We start from the raw sequence: 21,783 nt of genomic DNA, 5'->3' as shown, positions 1-21,783 counted from the left end.
CGAGAGCCAGGGCAACAGACAGAGGCGAGGCCGGGGCCGTCGTTCGGCGCCCCGGAAAACGATAATGGAGTGTGGTTTATGACACAACGCATTGCGTATGTAACGGGCGGTATGGGCGGCATCGGAACGGCAATCTGCCAGCGCCTCGAAAAGCAGGGCTTCAAGGTCGTCGCAGGCTGCGGCCCGAACTCGCCGCGCCGCGTCAAATGGCTCGAAGACCAGAAAGCGCTGGGCTTCGACTTCGTCGCCTCGGAAGGCAACGTTGGCGACTGGGATTCGACCAAGCTGGCTTTCGACAAGGTCAAGGCCGAAGTGGGCGAGGTCGACGTGCTCGTCAACAACGCGGGCATCACGCGCGACGTGGTGTTCCGCAAGATGACGCGCGAAGACTGGACCGCCGTGATCGACACCAACCTGACGAGCCTGTTCAACGTCACGAAGCAGGTGATCGACGGCATGGTCGAGCGCGGCTTTGGCCGCGTCATCAATATCTCGTCGGTGAACGGCCAGAAAGGCCAGTTCGGACAAACGAATTACTCGACGGCCAAGGCCGGGATTCACGGCTTCACGATGGCGCTCGCGCAGGAAGTGGCCACCAAGGGCGTGACGGTCAACACCGTTTCGCCGGGCTACATCGGCACGGACATGGTGAAGTCGATTCGTCCCGACGTGCTTGAAAAGATTGTCGCGACCATTCCGGTGCGGCGCCTCGGCGCGCCCGAGGAAATCGCCTCGATCGTCGCGTGGCTCGCCTCGGATGAGTCGGGCTTCTCAACCGGTGCTGACTTCTCGCTCAACGGCGGGTTGCACATGGGCTGATCCCGCGCGCCGCGCGCGTAACAGGGGCGCGCGGCAACGCAGGGATCGACGGCGGTGGCGGCCTGTTTGCACGCCGGGGCAGGCACCGTTTCCGCAGCTGGAAGGCAGCGCGCGATGGCAATGGCCGTCGCGCGTTGGCGCTTACAAGGGCGACACATGACGACTACAAAGAAAACCGCCGAACGACTGATCAAAAAATATCCGAACCGTCGGCTCTACGACACGGAGACAAGCACCTACATCACGTTGACGGATGTGAAGCAGCTCGTGCTCGATCAGGAGGAATTCAAGGTCATCGACGCGAAGAGCAACGAGGATCTGACGCGCAGCATCCTGCTACAGATCATCCTTGAAGAGGAAAGCGGCGGCTTGCCGATGTTCTCGTCGTCGATGCTGTCGCAGATCATCCGTTTTTATGGCCATGCGATGCAGGGCATGATGGGCACCTACCTGGAAAAGAACATCCAGGCGTTCATCGACATCCAGAACAAGCTCGCCGATCAATCGAAGAGCCTCTACGAAGGCAACGCGATGAACCCCGAGGTCTGGTCGCAGTTCATGAACATGCAGGCGCCGATGATGCAGGGCATGATGACCAGCTACATCGAGCAGTCGAAGAACATGTTCGTGCAGATGCAGGAGCAGATGCAGAACCAGGCCAAGAACATGTTCAGCAGCTTCCCGTTCAAGCCGGTGACGCCCGTCTCGCCGGCCGCACCCGGACAGGGTGCGAACGAAGGCGGCAGCGGCGAAGACGAGAAGAAGTAAGGGCGGCTTGCTGCAGGGCGCGCCGCCGTAGCGGCAGGCCTGGCTCCCGTTGGAGCCCCGGCGGCGTTCAGGCGGTTTTCAGATCGCGCAATGCTTCCGGATGAAGCTCGGCGACGCGCAACAGGGTTTGCGCGGCGCCCGTCGGCTGGCGACGCCCCTGTTCCCAGTCCTGCAGCGTACGCGTGGACACGCCCAGCAGCGCCGCGAAGGCATTCTGCGAAAGCCCGACCTTGGCGCGCGCGAGCGCCGCGGCGGTAGGCTCGACCCGCGTGGTGCGCGCCGCGCGCCCGCTTTTCATTTCGCGGACCGACTTCAGCAGGTCCGTCTGAAACTGTTCCATTTCCTTATCCACGTTCCACCTCGTTGGTCACTTCTGCGCGCAGCCGGTTGAGAAAGGCCGCCGGCAGGTTATCGAATTTCGCCTTCGTGTAGACGATCAGCAGCCAGATGCAGCCGTCTTCGAGGACGTTGTAATAGATGACGCGCGTGCCGGCGCGTTTGCCGAAGCCGAAGCGCCGCCAGCGCACCTTGCGCAGGCCGCCCGTGCCGGGGATGACGTCGCCGGCGAGCGGGTTGTCGGCAAGCCAGGTGATGAACGCTTCGCGTTCGGAATCGCGCCAGACTTCGGCCGCATAACGCTGGAACGTCTCGGTTTCGATGATCGTGAGCATAGAGCGCGTCGAGATGGATTATACGGCAATGCCGTATTTTGGTTGGGAAATGAATCGAAGAAAGTTGACCGAAGTCCAAACTTCTTCCGACCCTGACTCCATCCCATGCTAGCCAGCCAAGGCGCGCCGCTCGATACGCCAAACGGGTAAAATGGCTGATTGGCTTGATCTCGCGCCGCGCATTCGTCGCCCTGCGCCCCACATCCGGACGTACACGTGAAAAACCCTGTTGAATCAACGACCTCCCGCAATCCTGCACCACGCGTCGGGATGGTTTCCCTCGGCTGCCCAAAAGCCCTTGTCGACTCCGAGCAGATCCTCACCCAGCTGCGCGCCGAGGGTTACGAGATTTCGGGGTCCTATGACGGCGCCGATCTGGTCGTGGTCAACACCTGCGGTTTCATCGACGAAGCGGTGCAGGAAAGCCTCGACGCCATCGGCGAGGCGCTCAACGAAAACGGCAAGGTGATCGTCACCGGGTGCCTGGGCGCGAAGGCCAGCGCGAGCGGCTCGAATCTCATCGAGGAAGTGCACCCCAAGGTGCTGGCCGTGACCGGTCCGCATGCCGTGGGCGAGGTCATGCAGGCCGTGCATAGCCATCTGCCCAAGCCGCACGATCCGTTCGTCGATCTCGTGCCGGCCGCGGGCGTGAAGCTTACGCCGCGCCACTATGCGTATCTGAAGATTTCCGAAGGCTGCAACCACCGCTGCACCTTCTGCATCATCCCGTCGATGCGCGGCGATCTCGTCTCGCGTCCGGTTGCCGAAGTCATGCTCGAAGCGGAGAACCTCTTCAAGTCGGGCGTGAAAGAACTGCTCGTCATTTCGCAGGACACGAGCGCCTATGGCGTCGACGTGAAGTACCGCACCGGCTTCTGGAACGGCAAGCCGATCAAGACGCGCATGACCGATCTGGTCGCGGCGCTCGGCGAGCTGGCCGCGCAGTACGGCGCGTGGGTGCGTCTGCACTACGTGTATCCGTACCCGAGCGTGGACGAAGTGATCCCGCTGATGGCGGAAGGTCCGTTCAAGGGCCACGTGCTGCCGTATCTCGACGTGCCGTTCCAGCACGCGCACCCCGAAGTGCTCAAGCGCATGAAGCGGCCCGCGAACGCGGAGAAGGTGATGGAGCGCGTGAAGGCGTGGCGCGAGATGTGTCCGGACCTCACGATCCGCAGCACCTTCATCGCGGGCTTCCCCGGCGAGACCGAGGAGCAGTTCGAGACGCTGCTCGACTTCATCCGCGAAGCCGAGCTCGACCGCGTGGGCTGCTTCGCCTACTCGCCGGTCGAAGGCGCGAGCGCCAACGAACTCGATGGCGCGCTGCCCGACGAAGTGCGCGAAGCACGCCGCGCGCGTTTCATGGAAGTGGCCGAGGAAGTGTCGGCCAAACGCATCCAGCGCAAGGTCGGCAAGACGCTCAAGGTGTTGATCGACGAGATCAACCCCGATGGCGGCATCGGCCGCACGGCGGCGGATGCGCCCGAGATCGACGGCGTGGTCTACGTCGCGCCCGCGGCCAAGGCTTCGAAGCGCTACAAGGTCGGCGACTTCGTCTCGGTGAAGATCACGGGCGCCGACGGCCACGACCTCTGGGGCGAGGTCTGATCGGCATGGCACACGTGACGCCGGAAGTCCTCGCCTACGGCGAGGCCATGATCGAATTCAATCAGGCCGAGAGCGGCAAGCCGGACTACCTGCAGGGCTTCGGTGGCGACACCTCGAACTTCGCCATCGCGGCGGCGCGCCAGGGCGCGCGCACGGGCTTCGTTTCGGCGGTGGGCGACGATCAGTTCGGGCGTCTGCTGCTCGACCTGTGGACGCGTGAAGGCGTCGATACGTCGGCGGTGCGAGTCGACGCCAGTGCGCCGACCGGCGTCTACTTCGTCTCGCACGGTCCCGACGGCCATGCCTTCGATTATCTGCGCAAGGGCTCGGCGGCCAGCCGCTACGCCGCCGCCGATCTCCCGCTCGATACGCTGGCCGCGGCGCGCGTGCTGCATCTGTCGGGCGTCAGCGTCGCGATCGGCGAAGCGGCCTGCGACGCGGCATTCGCTGCCATCGAGCATGCGCGCGCGAACGGCGTGCAGGTGAGCTTCGATACCAACCTGCGCCTGAAGCTTTGGCCGCTCGCTCGTGCCCGCGCGGTCATGACCGAGGTGCTGCGAGCCACCGATATCTGCCTGCCCAGTTGGGACGACGTCGCGGTGCTGACCGGTCTGGACGATCGCGACGCGATCGTCGACCGTCTGCTCTCGCTGGGTTCGCGCGTTGTCGCGTTGAAGCTCGGGAAGGAGGGCGCTTACGTGGCCACGCCGAACGAGCGTCGCCTCGTGCCGGGGCGCGTCGTGGCGGCCATCGATGCTACTGGCGCCGGCGACTGCTTTGGCGGCGCGTTCGTGGCCCGGCTGGTGGCCGGCGACGATCCGTTCGCGGCGGCCCGTTACGCGAACGCCGCTGCGGCGCTTTCGACGCAAGGCTATGGCGCCGTCGCGCCGATTCCGCATCGCGAAGCCGTCGAGCGCCTGCTCGCCGCGAAGGACGGCGTCTGATGGCAATTTCGGTCTCGAAAATATCGAACATGGCTCGACGGCACGGCGCCGCGTCGCGCGGCTTCATCTGGCTCGCAGTGGCAGTGGTGGTGTTGCCGCTCGCGGCATGCGCCGTGGGCGGTAGCGTGACGACTGGCGCTGCCAGTGCGTCGAGCGCACCGGCGCCGGTCCATTCGTCGCTCAAGCCCAATCCCGAATTCGCGAGGCTCCCGCAATATGTGGGCACGCTCGGCAAGCGCCAAATCGTGATGCGGCTCGGCGCAAAGACCGACGATCCCGACGACAAATCGGGCGTCCACGGCGAATATCAATTCACCGATACGGGCGAGGTGATCCTGATCGCGGGCGATCGCACCGGCTCCACGCTCGAAGGCGAGGAGTCGAACGACGGCACGCATATCACGGGCAACTGGGTCGGCACGTTCGCGGCCGACGGCTCGCTTTCCGGCGATCGCATGGAAGTCGATGACTCGAATCCGCAGCCATTCGATCTGAAGCCGCTTGCGTCGGGGGCATCGGCGCCCGCGGTGGGCGGTGCGGCCGCGACGGCCACGCCCGCGCCCACGCCCGCGCCGAAAGGCGGCCAGGCCGTGAATGGCGTCGGCAATCTCGTGACCGGCGAGTAAGGGTGTAGCGCGCGCAACGGACAGCGCGCCACCACCAACGCGCGTCCTGTACAGGACCGCAGGCGCTGGACTGTCACGGTGCCCGTCTTGGCGCAGGTGTTAATCTTGCGCATGCGGCGCGGGCCACGGCTCCTTCGCGGCGCCAGTTTCGCTGCGTTGCCGGCCTCGCGCCACCTAACCCTCAGCGCTTTTACCGCCAGCCTCCCGCCATGAAGAAAACCGAATCCAGCCTCGCGCTGCAGACGCGCATCATGCATCCCGACGAAGCGATCACACCCGGCTTCGAATCGTTTGCCGCGCCTGTCACGCGCGCCTCGACCGTCGTGTTCCCCGACCTCAAGACGGTGCGCTCGCTCGACTGGCGCAACGATGCCCAGTGGCGCTATGGCCTGCACGCCACGCCCACCTCGGCGATGCTCACGCAGCGTCTCGCCGCCATTGAGGGCGGCGAGCATGCGCTGTTGCAGCCCTCCGGTCTCTCGGCCATCTCGAACGTGTACTTCGGTCTCCTGAAGGCTGGCGACGACGTGCTGATTCCCGATAACGTCTACTCGCCGAACCGCGATCACGGCGACTGGCTCGCACGCGATTTCGGCCTGACGGCGCGCTATTACGATCCGATGATCGGCGCGGGCATCGCGGAGCTGATCCGCCCCGAGACGAAGCTGATCTGGCTCGAAGCGCCCGGCTCGGTGACGATGGAGGTGCCCGACGTGCGCGCGATCACGGCGGCTGCACGCGCGCGCAACGTCGTCACGGCGATCGACAACACGTGGTCGGCGGGGCTCGCGTTCAAGCCGTTCGAGCATGGCATCGACATCTCGGTGCAGGCGCTCACGAAGTATCAGTCGGGCGGCAGCGACGTGCTGATGGGCGCGACGATCACGAAGGACCGCGATCTGTATCTGAAGCTCAAGGCGGCGCGCATGCGGCTGGGCATCGGCGTTTCGTCGGATGACTGCTCGTTCGTCCTGCGCGGCCTGCCGAGCATGAAGGCGCGTTTCGAGGTGCATGACCGCACGGCGTTCGCGCTCGCGACCTGGCTGAAGGCGCGCAGCGAGATTGCCGCGATGCTGCACCCCGCGTTCGCCGATTGTCCGGGCCACGAGTTCTACCAGCGCGACTTCACCGGCGCGGGCGGCCTGTTCTCGGTGGTGTTCGACGAACGCTACAGCCCCGCGCAGATCGACACGTTCTGCGAATCGCTCGAACTGTTCGCGCTCGGCTGGAGCTGGGGCGGGGCGCATAGCCTCGCGATGCCGTACGACATCGCGTCGATGCGCACGGCCGCGAGCTGGCCGCATCGCGGCACGCTGGTGCGCTTCTACATCGGCCTGGAAGACGAAGCCGACTTGCGCAACGATCTCGAACGCGCGCTTGCGACGCTGGAAAGCGGCGCATCGGTGCGCGGTCCGCAAGAATAAGGCGATACAAGAACAAACGGCCGCGCCTGTCGATAAAGACAGGCGCGGCCGTTGCCGTTTCAGCGACGCGTGTGCCTTCCCCGGGCGGCACGACGCAAACGGGGTTCAGAAGAGCCGCAGCAAGCCGTCGAGCCCGACGAAGTTGAACGCGACGCTGGCCGCTTCGCGCACCACGGGCTTGGCGCGGAACGCCACCGAAAGCCCCGCCTCGGCCATCATCTTCAGATCGTTCGAGCCGTCGCCCATGGCAATCGCACGGCGCGGCTCGATGCCGATCTGCGCGCAGGTTTCCACGAGCGTGCGCGCTTTTACCTCGGCATTGACGATCTCGCCCACGACGCGGCCCGTGAGCTTGCCGTCGACGATTTCGAGCGTGTTCGCGCGCGTGAAGTCGAGGCCGAGTCGCGTCTTGAGCCGCTCGGTGAAGAACGTGAAGCCGCCTGAAACGAGCAGCGTCTTCAGGCCCGCGGCCTTTGCGCCGGCGAGCATGGTTTCGGCGCCCGGCGAAAGCTGCAGGCGCTCCTCATAGACGCGCTCGAGCGCGCTCGCGTCGAGGCCCTTGAGCAGCGCGACACGGCGCGTGAGGCTTTCGTTGAAGTCCTTGATCTCGCCGCGCATCGACGCTTCGGTGATCGCCGCGACTTCGGCCTTCAGGCCGCAGAAGTCGGCGATTTCGTCGATGCATTCGATCGTGATGAGCGTCGAGTCCATGTCCATGGCGACGAGCCCGAAGCCGGCGAGCGAGCGGCCCGGCTCGACGAACGCGTAATCGAGCTGATGCGTTCCGCAATAGACCTCGAGGTCGGCGCGTTGCGCGGGCGCGGCGTCTTCGATACGGATCGCGTGCGCGTCGGTCGGCACGAGGCGGCTGCCGCGCGCGAGGGCGAGCAGCGGCTTGTGGTGGACGGCTTGCAGCGGAGCGGGACTCTGGATGACGAGATTCATGACGTGAGCGACGCTGGGTTCCGGGACGACGCCCGGGAAGCGGCGGAGGATCGAACGGCTATCGGGAAAAAGGGCGCAAAGGCCGGTCATTCCGGCCCACGCACGCGGCGAAACGCGAATTGTACCGTTTCGCCGTGCACACGCGGCCCGCTTTACAGCCTGCTTCACCGCCTGCTTTATCGCCCACCTCACGGCTTACAGAGACGAAAGCCTTCTTTTTAGGCACAATGAAAGCTCGTGCGGCGCCTGACGGGGGACGGCCGCCGCATGCCGTCAACCGTACGTGTCGCGACTCGCGTCGCGCGACGCGTCGCATGCGCCCGCTCGGGCCGCAAGGGGAACCGGTATGCAGGACGCTCTCAACGCCCAGATCAACGCCCAGACGGGCACCGCCCGAACGCCGACCGGCGCGCGGGCCGAGTCTACGGACGCCGCGGCGCAAACCGCGTCCAGCACGTCCGCTCCGCGCGCGCCGCGCGCCTCCGCGCCCCGGGCGCCTCGATCTCCGCGCGCCTCGTCGGGCCGTCACGGCACCACCGGCGAAGTCGCCGGCATCCGCATCACCAGCGCGCGCCGCGTCATCGACGTGGAAAGCGGCACCCGCAAGCTCGATTTGGTGCGCTATTACGCGCGCGCCGCGCCCTCGCTGCTGCCGCATTTGCGCGATCGTCCGGTATCGCTCGTGCGCGCGCCGCAGGGCATCGAGGGCGAGCGCTTTTTTCAGCGCCATAGCTCACGCGCGCCGATTCCCGAGGTCACGCAGCACGAAGGCCTCGATCCCGGCCATCCGCCGCTTCTCAGCATCGATTCGCTCGAAGCGCTCGTGCACGTCGCGCAGATGGACGCGATCGAGCTGCATACGTGGAATGCCGTCGCCGCCGATATCGAGGAGCCCGACCGCGTCGTGTTCGATCTCGATCCCGATCCCGCGCTCGGCTGGGACCGCATGATCGAGGCCGCGCAACTCACGCGCGCGGTGCTCGCCGACCTTGGTCTCGAGGCGTTCTGCAAGACGAGCGGCGGCAAGGGGCTGCACATCGTCGTGCCGCTCGTGCCCGGTGCGGGATGGAACGAAGCCAAGGCCTTCGCGCGCGCCGTGGCGCAGCGCCTCGCTTCGGGCTGGCCCACGCAGTTCACGGCGACCATGGGCCCCGAGCATCGCAAGAAAAAGATCTTCGTCGATTATCTGCGCAACGTGCGCGGCGCCAGTACGGCCGTCGCTTACGGCGTGCGCGCGCGGCCCGGCATGGGCGTCTCGGTGCCTGTCACGTGGGACGAGCTCGCCGATACGACAGGCGGCGCGCAATGGACGCTCGCGAATATCGACGCGCGTCTCGCACATGCCAAACATTCGGACCCGTGGGCGCGCTACGCGAAGGTGCGCCAGTCGATCAGCAGCGAGCTGACGCTGCGGCTGGAGGAGGGCGGCGCGTAGTTGCGTCGGCATTGCTAACAAAACGCGCGGCGTGGCAAGCCGGATAAAACCTGGGCGGGCGGACGTCATCGTCCGGCGCAAGGCTTCGCGCGGCGCGCTAGACTGACAGTAGAAGTTCTGCCACGTGCTGCCCGCACCGCGTCGATCGCGGCCGCGGCAGCTCCCGCCAGGAGGTGACGCATGCCTTGCAGCAGCTCCAGCCGCCCCCGCCGCACTCGCGCGGCGCTTGTTCATGTCGCCGTTGCCCTGTCTTGCGCGATTGCGCTGCCGACATTCGCCTCGACGCCGATCAACGTGACGTCGAAGACTCCATTCGACGGCCCGATCCGCTACACGGTGAAGGTCACGTCGAAGCTCTACGGCAACTCGCAGGAAACCCGCACGCTGCGCTCCGGCGACACCGACGACTTCACCTGGCGCACTACGCCGCCAGGCGGCGCCGTACCGGCCGCGCAAAGCTGCCCCGACTACAGCTCGTTGCCGCTCGACGCGAACGGTGCGATGGTGCGTCAGACCCAGGTGCGCCTCGCGCCCATCGTCGCGCAGGACGGCACGGCGAACGTGCAGGTGAGCTTCCGGGCCCAGGCGCCGCGCACCGGCAAGGCCGCGGCCGGCGCGCAATGCCCCGAGGTGGTCGCGCATAGCGAGGTGCTGCATTTCTCGATGCCGACCAACGGCACCGCCAAGACGCTCACGCTCAGCGACGGCACGCAGTTGAGCATTTCGGCGCAACGCTAGTCGTGGGCGATTGCTGCGGTCGGGCGGTTCTGCGCGCGGCGCGATGAGCGGCCTGGAGGCGTGGGCGGTGCGCGCACGGCCAGCGCCGCCCATGTCGCATCGATACGCCGGGCACGTCAGCGGCGCGCCATACCCCTCAGGCGCGCGCCTTCGTGCGCGCATCGCGCTCGACGAGCCGCGCCGCGAGAAAGCAGTGCTCGGCCGAAAAGAGCTTATGCCACGCGAGCATCACGGCGCCCACGGTACCGAGCGCCGACGAAGCCGCGATCAGGAACATGATCACGATCTGGTAGCGCACCGCCTGGAGCGGCGACTGTCCCGCGAGCACCTGGCCCGTCATCATGCCGGGCAGGCTCACCACCCCCACCACGGCCATCTGGTTGAGCGTCGGGATCATGCCCGCGCGCACGGCTTCGCGCGCGCTCGCCTGAGCCGCCTCCCAGCGCGTGGCGCCGAGCGCGAGCGCGCTTTCCACGCGGTCGCGCCGCGCCGTGAGCTCCTGCATCATGCGCTCGACGCCGAGCGACACGCCCGTGAGCGTATTGCCGAGAATCATGCCGAGGATCGGTATCGCGTATTGCGGCTCGTACCAAGGCCGAATGCGGATCACGACGAACAGCCCCACCGCCGCCACGAGCCACGCGCTGATCCAGATCGACACGATGCTGTCCGCGCGCTGGCCCGCGTAGGTGCGCGCGCCGCGCTGCGAGCCCGCGATGCCGGCGATCAGCGTCATCAGCGCCATGAGCGGCAACACCGCGTACCAGCGGTTGAACGCGAACACCCAGCCGAGCACATAGCCAATCGCGAGCAACTGCACGATGGTGCGCACGGCGGCCCAGGCGAGCTTGCGTTCGAGGTCGAGCTTGAGCAGCACCGACACCGCCCCGTTGACGAACACCAGCAGCGCCGCGATGGCGACGTCGCCGATGCCGAGGTTCTGCAGCACGCCGGGGCTCATCGCAGCGCTCCCACGGCGACGGGTGCGGAGGCGGGCTCGTCGAGCACGCCCGCGCGCATCGTGATGTGGCGCGTGCCCACGCGTTGCGCCTGCGCGGGATCGTGCGAGACCCAGACCGTCGCGCGCGTTGCACGCTCTCGCTCGAACCATTGTGCGATCAGCGTTTCGACCGCGTTCGCCGATTCGGGATCGAGCGAGGCGGTGGGCTCATCGAGCAGCAGTGCTTCGGGATCGAGCTGCAGCACGCGCACCAGCGCGACGATCTGCGCCTCGCCGCCGGAGAGCTCGGCGGTGGCGCGTGCGAGGAAATCGGATCCACGGCCCGCTGCGTCGAGGAGCGAACGCACGCGCGCGGCGTCGAAAGCCGTGTCGCGATAGACCGCAAGCGAATAGGGATAGCGCAGGTTGTCTTCCACGGTGCCGTCGATCAGCGCGGGCCGCTGGCGCACATAGGCGATGTGGCGGCGGTAGCGCGGAACCAGGCCGTGCGCGACAGGGCGGCCATGCCAGTGCACCGTGCCGCCGTCGAGCGGATCGAGCAGTGCGAGCGCGCGCAGGAACACGCTCTTGCCCGAGCCGGACGGCCCCGTGAGCACGACGCGTTGACCCGCACGAAGCGTGAAATCGGTGGGATGCAGCAGGACCTGGTCGCGCTGGGCGTCGCGGCGCGCGATGCGTTTTGCTTCGACGAGCGTTGCGGCGGCCATTGCGTCAACGCGTGAGCGGCTCGAATCGTTCTGATGAGTCATCGGAGAATGGCAAACAAAGTATGCCGCGACGCGGTGCGCGCGACCGCATACGGTGCATCGCGGGCCCAATCACGCACAAGCAGGCACAATCAGGCACGCCATCTGCTTCGCCGTCGTTGGCGAAACAACAATGAACAACGCATAACATGGAGTGCGCATGACGTCACCGCAACCGAAGGCCCATAGTTTCGGCCGCACGCTCGCCAAGATCTTCGCATGGCTGGTGGCGGTTGTCGTCGTGCTCGTCGTTGCGCTTGGCGTTTTCATTTACACCTTCGACTGGAATCGCGCCCGACCCTATGTCAACGAAAAAGTGACGGAAGCGATCGGGCGGCCATTCGCCATCGTCGGCGACCTCAGGGTGGGCTGGCGCAGGCCGCCCAACGAAACGGGCTGGCGCGCCTGGGTGCCCTGGCCGCGTTTCTCGGCCACGCAGATCGAAGTGGCGAATCCCGACTGGACGAAGACGCCGCATTTCGCCACGCTCGACGAGATTGACTTCGAAGTGGCCGTGCTGCCGCTGCTCGCGCACGACATCGTGATTCCCGCGATCAATCTCGTGAATCCGTCCATCGACATCGAGCGGCTCAAGGACGGGCGCAATAACTGGACCTTCAAGCTGCCCTCGTCGAGCGGGCCTTCCACGTGGAAGCTCAATCTGCACGACATCACGTTCTCGGACGGCAATGTCGCCGTGGACGACCAGCAGACGAAAACCGATGTGAAGATCGCGGTGAGTTTGCTTGGCCACGGCATTCCGATCGGCAAGGTGATGGAGCAGCAGGAGGCGGCCTCGCGCCAGGGCTCCGCGCAGGTGATCGGGCGCGCGGGGGCGAGCCGGCTCGCGCAGCAGGCGAAGAAGGAGCAGGCGTCCGAGGCCGCTGCGGCCAGTGCCGCGAGCGCGGCAAGCGGGGCCAGCGCGGTTGAGGGTGCTAGCGGTGCCTCGGGGACGGTTGCCGCCGCTTCCGGCGCCTCGGCCACGAGCGGTGTGGCGGCGCCCCAAGGCCCTATATCGGCGCAGGCGACGAGCGGCGCGAGCGCGGCCAGTGGCGCAAGCGCGGCCGGCGCGGCCCGCAATCCCGGCGAACCGTTCTACGCGATCGGCTGGACGATCAAGGGCACGTACAACAAGACGCCGCTCTCGGGCGACGGCAAGTTCGGCGGCGTGCTCGCGCTGCAGGACGCAAAACGGCCGTTCCCGATTCAGGCCGACGTGCGCGCTGGCGACATGCATATCGCGCTCGTTGGCACGATCACGGACCCCATGCATCTGGCCGCCGTCGATCTGCGGCTCTGGCTCCAAGGCCAGAGCATGGCGCATCTTTACAACCTGACCGGCGTGACGCTGCCCGAAACGCCGCCTTACGCGACTGAAGGGCGCTTTGTCGGCCAGTTCAATCGCGGCGCGAGCGTGTTCCGCTACGAGAATTTCACGGGCCGCGTGGGCGGCAGCGATCTGAACGGCACGCTCGTGTACACGCAGCGCCAGCCGCGCCCGCTGCTTTCCGGCGCGCTTGTCTCGAACCTGCTGCAGTTCTCCGACCTCGCGCCGATCATTGGCGCGGACAGCAAGGCGAGCAAGGCGAAGCGCGGCGACACCGTCAAGCAGCCCGCCGACCGCGTGATTCCCGTCGAGCCGTTCAAGACCGACCGCTGGACCTCCATCGACGCCGACGTGAAGTTCACCGGCAAGCGCATCATCAAGCAGGGCAGCCTGCCGATCCAGGACCTCTACACCCATCTGACGCTGACCAACGGCGTGCTCACCTTCGATCCGCTGCAATTCGGCGTGGCGGGCGGCACGCTCGCCACGCGGCTGTCGCTCGACGGCAGCGGCACGCCGCTCAAGGCGCGCGGCACCGTTTCCGCACGCCATCTGAAGCTCAAGCAGCTGTTCCCGAGCTTCAAATCGATGCAGTCGGCGCTCGGCGAGGTCAACGGCGACGCCTCACTGTCCGCGACGGGCAATTCGCCGGCGGCGCTCGCGGCCACGTCCAATGGCGAGGTGAAGGCGCTCGTCACGCAGGGCACGGTCAGCCGCCTGCTGATGGAGGCGGCGGGCCTGAACGTCGCGAACGTGGTCTACGAAAAGCTGTTCGGCTCGCGCGACGTGAAGATCAATTGCGCGGCGGCCGATTTCGTCGCGACCAATGGCGTACTCGATCCGCGCGTGTTCGCGCTCGATACCGACGACGCCGTGATCGACATCGACGGCCCCATCGACTTGCGCGACGAATCGATGGACATGAAGGTGCATCCGCACACCAAGGGCTTCCGGGTGTTCTCGCTGCGCTCGCCGCTCTATGTGAAGGGCACGTTCAAGAATCCGCACGTGGGCGTGGATGCCGCGGCGCTCGCGCTGCGCGGCGGCGCTATGGTGGGGCTCGGGATCATCAACCCGTTCGCGGCGCTCATTCCGCTCATCGCGCCGAGCAACAACAAGCCGCTGCCGTGCGATCAGCTGTTCGCGCAGATACGCCAGCATCCGGTGGCGCCGCCGCCGGGCCAGAAGATGCGCGGCGCGCCGTCGTTGCCTGCGAGCGGCGCGAAAGCCGTTGCGCCGTCCGCATCACATGACGCGCCACGCAACGGCGGCAAAGCGCCTGCGGGCGGCGCACCGCAGACCGGCCTGCAGAGTCTCTACAAGGGGAGTTGAAGGCGTCCGCGCCAACAGGCGGGACGCATGGCGCCAGTCGGGCGCGCAGGCATCACGCGCGCCGCGAATCGCCATGTCGAGTAACAGGCAGATACGAAAACGCCCGGCGCTTGCGCGTCGGGCGTTTTCTTTGAGTAGCAGTTCAGCGCAGCTGCTGGCGCGGTGCCGGATCGCCGGTGGCGTCCTGGCGGCGCGTCACGCGCCGCGAACTGATGCCGGGGCGCGCCGCGCCGAACTCGGGCAGAATCCGCCCGCGCGCGCGGCTCGCGAACACGAGGAAGCCGAAGCCGTCGGCTTCGTACCAGTAACCGCCGTTCTCGAGACCTTCGAGCGGCTGCTCGAGCGCATGCGCGATGGATTCGATGCAGCGCCGGCGCAATTCGCTGGTCCCGGGATAGGGCGGGTGCGCGCCGCGGACACTGCACAACAGCACATCGAGCCCAGGCAGCACGTGCGCATAGAGCACAGGCTCGTCCTGCGCGCGGGCGCGTGCGATCTTGGTGTCGAGTTGACCGAAAGGTTTGAAGTGGCTTAGTACGGCGAGAAACGACTCGTCGCCGTCTGCCTTGATGCGTTTACGCTTTTTCGGGAAGGACATAAAAATTCGCCTGAAAAAGGTGGATTGCAAAAAACGCAGCGTTCCCATGCGACCACTCCCGGACTGGTGCGCCGCACGTCGATCCTTTATAGCATACCGATTTGCCGGATTCACAAGGACTGAGGTTCGTGGGGACCGCCCCTCCTTGCGTCAGGCGAACGTCATGCCGGACCGCACGTCGCGCTCATGTAGGTATCCCGGCGCTCTTTCGCTTCTCTTTCACTTGTCTCCGGTCTCAATAATAGACCTGCACGCGCGAGCAGTGTGACGATTTCTCCGGAAAATAGCGGGTTTTCTCATCAGGAGGTGCGGACTGACACATACGTTGTAATCTCATAATTTCGCGCAGATAATGTTTCGGCTCTGGCGCTCGCGGCTTCCGGCCGTCGCGCGGGGACCTGGACGGGGAGGTCCGCTCGGGTAGTCCGGCACGCGGCGTCGCCCGGAGCGCCATCCAGCCAAATCGACATGAAACTGTTCGCCAAGGGGCTATTGCTGATCGCGATACCGAGCGCAATCGAGCTGGCGCTGCTCGGCGTCGTATTCGATACGCAAGCCGAGGCCGCCGCGGCCGCAAAGAGCGCCGAGAACAGCAAGCAGATCCTCTGGCAGGCTTCGAGCCTTGCCCAGCCGCTGCTGCGCGAAGCCGCCCGGGTGCGCACCGCGGTCGTGCTCGAAGATCCCTCGTTCATCGACCGCCGCGCCGTCTGGGCCGAATTCTCGGACCGCATCTCGCAGCTCGAGCATATGGTGAGCGACAACCCCGCGCAGCTCGCGCGCATCCAGCGCATCAACGACGATGCGCGCGCATGGCGCGTGCGCTGCGGCGAGGTGGCGGACGCCCTGCGCGCCGGTCGCGCCAGCGGCTTCGAGCGCGCCAGCAGCGATGGTCTGCCGCCGGAAATCGAGGCGGTGCGCAGCGAGCTCGATGGGTTCATCGCCGAGCAAACGCGTCTCGACGAAGCGCGCAGCGCGTCGCTGCGCGAGACCCGCGAGCGGCAACAGGATGCGCTCATCTTTGCCGTCGTCGGGTCGATGCTGATCTGGGCCGCCACGGCGATCGTCTACGCGCGCAACGTGGGCCTGCGCCTCGCCGCGCTGAGCAACAATGCGCAGCGGCTGAGCGTGGGCGTGGCGCTGGAGCGGCCGCTCGCCGGCGACGACGAAATCGCGGCGCTCGACGCCGTGCTCAATCAGACGAGCCGGCGCCTGCGCGAGGCCGAGCACGAGCAGGCGGCGCTCAAGCGCCAGCTGCAGGAGCGCGCCGCCGATCTCGCCGCGGCCAACGACAACCTGCGCCAGGAGAGCCAGGACAACGAGATGTTCATCTACAGCGTCTCGCACGATCTGCGCTCGCCGCTCGTGAATCTGCAGGGTTTCTCGAAGGAATTGCAGGTCTCGTGCGACGACCTGCGCGAGCAGATCGATTCGGCGAACCTGCCCGCCGACGAGCACCGGCGCATGCTCGAGGTGCTCGACGGCGACGTCGACGAATCGCTGCAATTCCTGCGCCAGGCGGTGGCGCGCGCGGCGGCCATCATCGACGCGCTGTTGCGCATGTCGCGTGCCGGGCGGCTCGACTATCGCTGGCAGCGCGTGAATGTGGGCCGCATCGTCGAGCGCTCGCTCGCGGGGCTGGCCGCGGGGCTCGCACAGCAGGCGCGCATCGAGGTGCGCGATCTGCCGCCCGCGTGGGGCGATCCGGGGGCGCTCGAGCAGATCTTCGGCAACCTGATCGATAACGCCTTGCGCCACCTCGATCCGGCGCGGCCCGGGCATGTGGAGATCGGCGCGCTGGAACTGGGCGACGGGGCATCGGCCACGCTTGCGGCGTCTCGCGGCGGCTTGCCCGGCCCCCTCGGCCTGGCCGGCCCTCCTGGCCCGGTCGGTCGCCCGGCCGATGGGGCTGCCCGCGCGGTGCCGCCGGTCATTACGCCCGTCCACGCACGCGATGCCGCGCGCCTGTCCGGCACGCGCACGCGAACCTACTATGTGCGCGACAATGGCATCGGCATTCCGGCTGCATACCTGCCGAAGCTCTTTCACGCGTTCCAGCGCCTCCATGGCGGCGATTCGACGGGGCAGGGCACGGGGCTCGCGCTCGCGCGCCGCATCGCGGAGCGCCACGGCGGGCGCATCTGGGTCGAGTCGACGGAAGGCGCGGGCTCGACCTTCTTCGTCGCGCTGCCCGACGAACCGCTGCGCGCTGTATGAGGACACAACCATCGAATCGCACGAAGAAACGTCGGAGAGCGGGATGAAAGAACGAGAAAATGCGGAGCAAAAAACGGGGGAAAATGCGCAGGTGCGGCAGGATCCGCTCCCGGACGGGATGCACGCCGCCCCGCCGGCCGAGCCGGGGGAGCCGATGCAGCGCGTGAGCATCGTGCTGATCGAAGACGACGACGGGCACGCCACGCTGGTCGAGCGCAACCTGCGGCGCTCGGGCGTGTCCAATGGCTTTTTGCGTTTTCGTGACGGCCAGGAGGCGCTCGATTACTTCTTTGCTGCGCCGGGTGCCGATACCGCCGCGGTATCGAATTACCCGTCACGCGAAGAGCTGGCGAATTTCGTGGTGCTGCTCGACCTGCGCATGCCGCGCGTCGATGGCTTCGAGGTGCTGCGGCGGCTCAAGGCCGATCCGGCTACGGCGTCGGTGCCGGTGATCGTGCTCACCACGACCGACGACCCGCGCGAGATCGAGCGCTGCTATGAGCTGGGCTGCAATGTCTATATCACGAAGCCCGTCGAATATGACGCGTTCATCGAGGCGGTGCGGCGGCTCGGCTTTTTCCTCCAGGTCGTCAAGCTGCCGCCGGGGCATCGCTTCACGCGCCCTTGATGCGTGCGCAAGCCGGCATTTCGGCTTGCGCAGGCAGCGTGCCGGCGGACTTGAACGATCAGAGACGGCTTTCGATTCACGCATGACCACCATGACAATATTGAAACTGCGCGCGCCGGTGGCGCGGAGCCAGTCACCTGGGATGCCAGAAGCATGAACGGCACGAACGGCATGAATGAAGGGGCAACGATGTTGGCGGGTGCGCATGTGCTCGTCGTCGACGACGACGAAGGTATTCTGCGGCTCGCGCGCAAATCGCTGGTGCGGGCCGGCGCGCGCGTGGACACCTGCACGGGCGTCGGGGAGGCGCGCGCGGTGCTCGCGGCGCGCACGCCCGACGTGCTCGTGCTCGACTACCAGCTCGACGGCGCCGAGACCGGCCTCGACTTTTTCCGCCGCCTGCGCGCCGAGGACGTGCGCGTGCCGGCGATTCTCGTGACGGGCTTCACCGACGAGTCGCGCGTGATCGCCGCGCTGCGCGCGGGCGTCTCCGATGTGGTGCCGAAATCGGGTGACTATCTCGACTATCTGCCCGAGGCGGTGGCGCGCGTGCTCGCGCAGGTGGCGCTGCAGCGCGCCTCCGACCAGGCGCTCTTGCTGCGCGATCGCGAGGAGCACTACCGCACGCTTTCCGAAGCGCTGCCGCACCTCGTGTTCACTTGCGGCGCGGACGGCGAGTGCGATTTCCTGTCGAAGCAATGGCGCGAATACACGGGGCTCGACGCCGGCACGACGCACGGCTTCGCGTGGCTCGACGCCGTGCATCCCGACGATCGCGACGAAATACGCGACACCTGGCTCGAGGCCGTGCGCATCCCCAACGACGACTATCGCCACGAATTGCGTGTGCGCCGTCACGATGGCGCGTATCGATGGTTCGATGTCCGAATCGTTGCGATGCGCGATCCGCGCGGCGGCGTCAACAAGTGGTTCGGCAGTTGCACCGATATCCACGCGCAGCGCGAATCGAACGAGGAACGCGAACTGCTGCTGGCCTCCGAGCAGGCCGCGCGTCAGACCGCCGAAGAGGCCAACCGCGCCAAGGACCGCTTTCTCGCGATGCTTTCGCACGAGCTGCGCACGCCGCTCACGCCGGTGCTGGCCGGCACGCGCCTGCTCGAGCAGATCCCCGGCTTGCCCGAGGCCGCGCGCGCGGGTGTGCTGATGATCCGCCGCAATATCGAGCTCGAAGCGCGCCTGATCGACGATCTGCTCGATCTCACGCGCGTGGCGAACGGCAAGCTGAGCCTCACGCTCGACACGGTCGACGTGCACGAAGTGATCGACGCGGTGCTCGAACTCTTTCACAGCGAAATCCAGATCAAGCAGCAGGACGTGCACGTCGAGCTGCGGGCGCAGCATCACTACGTGCGTGGCGACCGCGCGCGCATGCAGCAGATGTTCTGGAACCTCGTGCGCAACGCGGCGAAATTCACGTCCGATGGCGGCCATATCTTCGTGCGCACGCGCGACGAGCGCATGCATGTGGTGATCGAGGTGGAGGACACCGGGATCGGCATCGCGCCCGACCAGATCGGCAAGCTCTTTCGCGCCTTCGAGCAGGGCAGCCACAACATGACGCGCCAGTTCGGCGGCCTCGGCCTCGGGCTCGCGGTGACGAAGGCGCTGACCGAGGCGCACGGCGGCACCGTGAGCGCGAAAAGCCCAGGCACGCATTGCGGCGCGACCTTCACGATCGTGCTGCCGACGGCCGCGCCCGGCTCGGGCGCCGCGCGTTCGGCGGATCACAGCGGACCGCATCTCGCGGGCGCGCTCGACATCCTGCTGATCGAGGACCACGAGGACACGGCCGAGGTCATGTCGCAACTGATCCGCGCGCTCGGCCACGAAGTCGCCGTGGCCGCGAGCGTGGCCGGCGCGCTCGCGCTCACCGCGGCGCAGCGCTTCGACCTGGTCGTAAGCGATATCGGCTTGCCGGACGGCTCGGGCATCGACTTCATCCGCGCGTTTCGCAAGGCGTCGGCGGCGCCGGCCATCGCGCTCACGGGCTTCGGCACCGACGACGACGTGCGTCGCAGCATCGACGCCGGCTTCACGGCGCATCTCACGAAGCCCGTGAATTTCGAGCAGCTCGAGCGTTTGATCGAAGAGACGGTGACACAGCGCGCGAGCGGTGCGCCGAACCCGGCCGCGCCGCCGGTTTGAGCGCCACGCGGCGAAGCGCGATTCGCGCCTGATCTGCGCGAGCCCATAAAAAAACCCGCATGGCCGACAAAACGGCGACGCGGGTTTTTGCTGAATATTTTAGTTGGGCTGGCTAACTAACCACGCAGCGATCGTTGAAACGCACCAACGGCGTTCAGCGCGGATTGCTCTGGAGCGAATCGCGGATCTCGCGCAGCAGCAGCACGTCTTCGGGCGTGGGCGGCGGCGCGGCGGGCGCGGCTGCTTCGGGCTGGCGCAGCTTGTTCACGAATTTCACCATCAAAAAGATGATGAACGCGAGGATGACGAAGTTGATCACCGCCGTGATGAACGAGCCGTAGCCGAACACGGCCACGCCGGCGGTTTGCAGATCCTTGTACGAATCGGGATTGCCCTTGAACGAAGGGGGAATGTGCCCGAGCCGGACGAACAGGTTCGAGAAATCGAGGCCGCCCGTGGCGACGCCGATCACCGGCATGATGAGATCCTTCACGACCGAATTGACGATGGTCGAAAACGCGCCGCCGATGATCACACCGACTGCGAGATCCATCACATTGCCTTTGACGGCGAATTCCTTGAACTCCTTGACGATGCTCATAAGCGGGCTCTCCTTGATCGGGGGCGGCACGGGCCAGGGGACATAACGACGCAATGGCGCAATGATAGCGAACGCATTCGCAATGCGGTAGCGATTTGACACTGCATGACATTTCGCCGATTGCGTGCGTCTGCGGCATGCGCCCTCGCACACCGCGTGCCAGCCCTTCAGGCGCCAGCGCTCACTCGGTGCCTCTGCGAAGCTCGATCTGCTCGCCGAAACGCCGGGGGTCCGTATTGGTCCCGCACAGCAGGACGCCCACGCGCTTGCCCTGCAATGTGTCGCGCAGCGGCCCGTAGAGGCCCGCCGTGGCCGTCGCGCAGGCCGGCTCGACAGCGAGCTTCAGCTCGTCGAAGAGCACGCGCATCGCGGCGCGCAAGGCGTCGTCGGAGACCGTGACGATGCGCTCGAGATGGCGGCGGCACAGCGTATAGCTGTATTGCTCGGTATGCGGCGACATGAGCGAGTCGGCGATCGTCTGCATGTGGGTCATGCGCACCGTATGGTTCGCCGCGAAGCTGCGGCTCATCGCGTCGGCGCCTTCGGGTTCCACGCCGTAGATGCGCACGCGCGGATTGGCGAGTCGCAGCGCCGTGGCGACGCCCGCGGCGAGCCCGCCGCCGCCGATCGGCACGATCACGGCGTCGAGGTCGGGCGCCTGGGTCGCCCATTCGTAGCCGAGCGTCGCGGTGCCGAGCACCGTGCGATAGCCGTTGAACGGATGCACGAAATAGCGGCCTTCCTCGGCCTCGACACGGCGCACGATCTCGAATGCCTCGCGGCTGTCGCTGGCCCGCACGATCTCGGCGCCCAACTGGCGGCACTGCTCGACGCGCGCCTCGCTCGCCGTGCGAAAGAGCACGACCTTCGCGCCGATGCCGAGCCGTTTCGCTGCGTACGCAACGGCAATCGCATGATTGCCTCCCGAGACGCAGGTCACGCCCGCGCTGCGCTGTGCCGCGTCGAGCGCGAGCAGATGCGTGAACGCGCCGCGCACCTTGAAGCTGCCGCTTGCCTGCAGCAGCTCGAACTTGAAGTTCACGTGCGTGTTGCCGAGCGAGGGCAGATCGTGGCGGTCGAACACCGGCGTGCGCCGGACCCACGGGGCGAGCGTGAAGTGCTGCGAAGCAATCTCGTCCAGCGTGGGAATGGCTTCGCCGTCGATCGTGTGATCGGTGGGCAGCGGCGTGGCGGTTGACATGGCGTTGGACCTGCGGCGCGGGACGGGGCGT

At 66.7% G+C, this 21,783-nt stretch carries 20 protein-coding genes; 12 read left to right on the top strand and 8 right to left on the bottom strand.

Translation table 11 applies throughout. The annotated features are described in order from the left end of the window. Positions 1-78: 78 nt before the first annotated feature. Both U5775_RS34820 and phaR read left to right on the top strand, forming a co-directional pair. Positions 79-819 carry a 3-ketoacyl-ACP reductase gene (locus U5775_RS34820; RefSeq protein ID WP_322062670.1) on the top strand — a complete coding sequence of 247 codons (741 nt, stop codon included), beginning with the start codon at positions 79-81 and terminating at the stop codon, positions 817-819. A gap of 156 nt (positions 820-975) precedes the next feature. After that, on the top strand, positions 976-1,587 hold the full coding sequence (phaR, locus tag U5775_RS34815; protein WP_322062669.1) for a polyhydroxyalkanoate synthesis repressor PhaR: 612 nt from the start codon (positions 976-978) through the stop codon (positions 1,585-1,587). A gap of 67 nt (positions 1,588-1,654) precedes the next feature. Here the strand turns inward: phaR and U5775_RS34810 are convergent, their stop codons facing one another. Both U5775_RS34810 and U5775_RS34805 read right to left on the bottom strand, forming a co-directional pair. After that, positions 1,655-1,939, bottom strand: a complete 285-nt coding sequence (locus U5775_RS34810) for a helix-turn-helix domain-containing protein (protein ID WP_322062668.1) — start codon at positions 1,937-1,939, stop codon at positions 1,655-1,657. Then, on the bottom strand, positions 1,932-2,258 hold the full coding sequence (locus tag U5775_RS34805; RefSeq protein WP_322062667.1) for a transcriptional regulator: 327 nt from the start codon (positions 2,256-2,258) through the stop codon (positions 1,932-1,934). Before U5775_RS34805 ends, U5775_RS34810 begins: the two co-directional genes overlap by 8 nt. Before the next feature lie 270 nt (positions 2,259-2,528). On the opposite strand from U5775_RS34805, the gene rimO reads away from it, so the two are divergent. The 4 genes from rimO to U5775_RS34785 all read left to right on the top strand — a co-directional run bounded on the left by rimO (position 2,529) and on the right by U5775_RS34785 (position 6,860). After that, on the top strand, positions 2,529-3,866 hold the full coding sequence (gene rimO, locus U5775_RS34800; RefSeq protein ID WP_322062666.1) for a 30S ribosomal protein S12 methylthiotransferase RimO: 1,338 nt from the start codon (positions 2,529-2,531) through the stop codon (positions 3,864-3,866). 5 nt (positions 3,867-3,871) lie between these two features. Then, positions 3,872-4,810 carry a sugar kinase gene (locus U5775_RS34795; RefSeq protein ID WP_322062665.1) on the top strand — a complete coding sequence of 313 codons (939 nt, stop codon included), beginning with the start codon at positions 3,872-3,874 and terminating at the stop codon, positions 4,808-4,810. Positions 4,811-4,839: 29 nt separating this feature from the next. Next, entirely contained in the window at positions 4,840-5,436 is a 597-nt protein-coding gene (locus tag U5775_RS34790) for a hypothetical protein (RefSeq protein WP_322062664.1), read from the top strand. A 209-nt stretch (positions 5,437-5,645) separates the two neighbouring features. Next, a complete protein-coding gene (locus tag U5775_RS34785) occupies positions 5,646-6,860 on the top strand; it encodes a cystathionine beta-lyase (RefSeq protein ID WP_322062663.1) in 1,215 nt (404 codons plus the stop codon). Between the two features lie 105 nt (positions 6,861-6,965). Here the strand turns inward: U5775_RS34785 and serB are convergent, their stop codons facing one another. Beyond that, positions 6,966-7,805, bottom strand: a complete 840-nt coding sequence (gene serB / locus U5775_RS34780; RefSeq protein WP_322062662.1) for a phosphoserine phosphatase SerB — start codon at positions 7,803-7,805, stop codon at positions 6,966-6,968. Between the two features lie 346 nt (positions 7,806-8,151). Here serB and ligD point away from each other — a divergent pair, with 346 nt between their 5' ends. Together ligD and U5775_RS34770 are read left to right on the top strand one after the other, a co-directional pair. Next, positions 8,152-9,240, top strand: a complete 1,089-nt coding sequence (gene ligD, locus U5775_RS34775; protein WP_415913722.1) for a non-homologous end-joining DNA ligase — start codon at positions 8,152-8,154, stop codon at positions 9,238-9,240. 180 nt (positions 9,241-9,420) lie between these two features. Further along, positions 9,421-9,978 carry a DUF6013 family protein gene (locus tag U5775_RS34770; RefSeq protein ID WP_322062661.1) on the top strand — a complete coding sequence of 186 codons (558 nt, stop codon included), beginning with the start codon at positions 9,421-9,423 and terminating at the stop codon, positions 9,976-9,978. Positions 9,979-10,114: 136 nt separating this feature from the next. Here the strand turns inward: U5775_RS34770 and U5775_RS34765 are convergent, their stop codons facing one another. Beyond that, complete coding sequence (locus U5775_RS34765; RefSeq protein ID WP_322062660.1) at positions 10,115-10,939, bottom strand: ABC transporter permease; 825 nt, start codon at positions 10,937-10,939, stop codon at positions 10,115-10,117. Beyond that, complete coding sequence (locus tag U5775_RS34760; RefSeq protein WP_322062659.1) at positions 10,936-11,646, bottom strand: ATP-binding cassette domain-containing protein; 711 nt, start codon at positions 11,644-11,646, stop codon at positions 10,936-10,938. The genes U5775_RS34765 and U5775_RS34760 overlap by 4 nt, the downstream gene beginning before the upstream one ends. A gap of 199 nt (positions 11,647-11,845) precedes the next feature. Here U5775_RS34760 and U5775_RS34755 point away from each other — a divergent pair, with 199 nt between their 5' ends. Beyond that, entirely contained in the window at positions 11,846-14,344 is a 2,499-nt protein-coding gene (locus U5775_RS34755; protein ID WP_322062658.1) for an AsmA family protein, read from the top strand. A 142-nt stretch (positions 14,345-14,486) separates the two neighbouring features. On the opposite strand, the gene U5775_RS34750 is transcribed toward U5775_RS34755, so the two are convergent. Next, the gene (locus U5775_RS34750; RefSeq protein WP_322062672.1) at positions 14,487-14,990 is read right to left on the bottom strand and encodes a hypothetical protein; all 504 of its coding nucleotides are present in this window, start codon (positions 14,988-14,990) and stop codon (positions 14,487-14,489) included. A gap of 420 nt (positions 14,991-15,410) precedes the next feature. Here U5775_RS34750 and U5775_RS34745 point away from each other — a divergent pair, with 420 nt between their 5' ends. The 3 genes from U5775_RS34745 (at position 15,411) to U5775_RS34735 (ending at position 19,950) form a co-directional block, all read left to right on the top strand. Next, the gene (locus U5775_RS34745; protein ID WP_322062657.1) at positions 15,411-17,156 is read left to right on the top strand and encodes a sensor histidine kinase; all 1,746 of its coding nucleotides are present in this window, start codon (positions 15,411-15,413) and stop codon (positions 17,154-17,156) included. A 154-nt stretch (positions 17,157-17,310) separates the two neighbouring features. Then, complete coding sequence (locus tag U5775_RS34740; RefSeq protein WP_322062671.1) at positions 17,311-17,784, top strand: response regulator; 474 nt, start codon at positions 17,311-17,313, stop codon at positions 17,782-17,784. Between the two features lie 153 nt (positions 17,785-17,937). Continuing rightward, positions 17,938-19,950, top strand: coding sequence for a response regulator (locus U5775_RS34735; RefSeq protein ID WP_322062656.1), 2,013 nt, complete (start codon positions 17,938-17,940; stop codon positions 19,948-19,950). A 154-nt stretch (positions 19,951-20,104) separates the two neighbouring features. Here U5775_RS34735 and mscL read toward each other — a convergent pair whose 3' ends face one another. Both mscL and U5775_RS34725 read right to left on the bottom strand, forming a co-directional pair. Continuing rightward, positions 20,105-20,551: a large conductance mechanosensitive channel protein MscL gene (mscL, locus tag U5775_RS34730; RefSeq protein WP_322062655.1), complete on the bottom strand. Its 447-nt coding sequence runs from the start codon at positions 20,549-20,551 to the stop codon at positions 20,105-20,107. Between the two features lie 181 nt (positions 20,552-20,732). Next, on the bottom strand, positions 20,733-21,752 hold the full coding sequence (locus tag U5775_RS34725; protein WP_322062654.1) for a threonine/serine dehydratase: 1,020 nt from the start codon (positions 21,750-21,752) through the stop codon (positions 20,733-20,735). Positions 21,753-21,783: the final 31 nt, after the last annotated feature.

Source organism: Paraburkholderia sp. J63 (assembly GCF_905220245.1).
Classification (GTDB): domain Bacteria; phylum Pseudomonadota; class Gammaproteobacteria; order Burkholderiales; family Burkholderiaceae; genus Paraburkholderia.
Note: the sequence above shows the minus strand (reverse complement) of the source record. Positions and strands in the feature narration are given on the sequence as shown.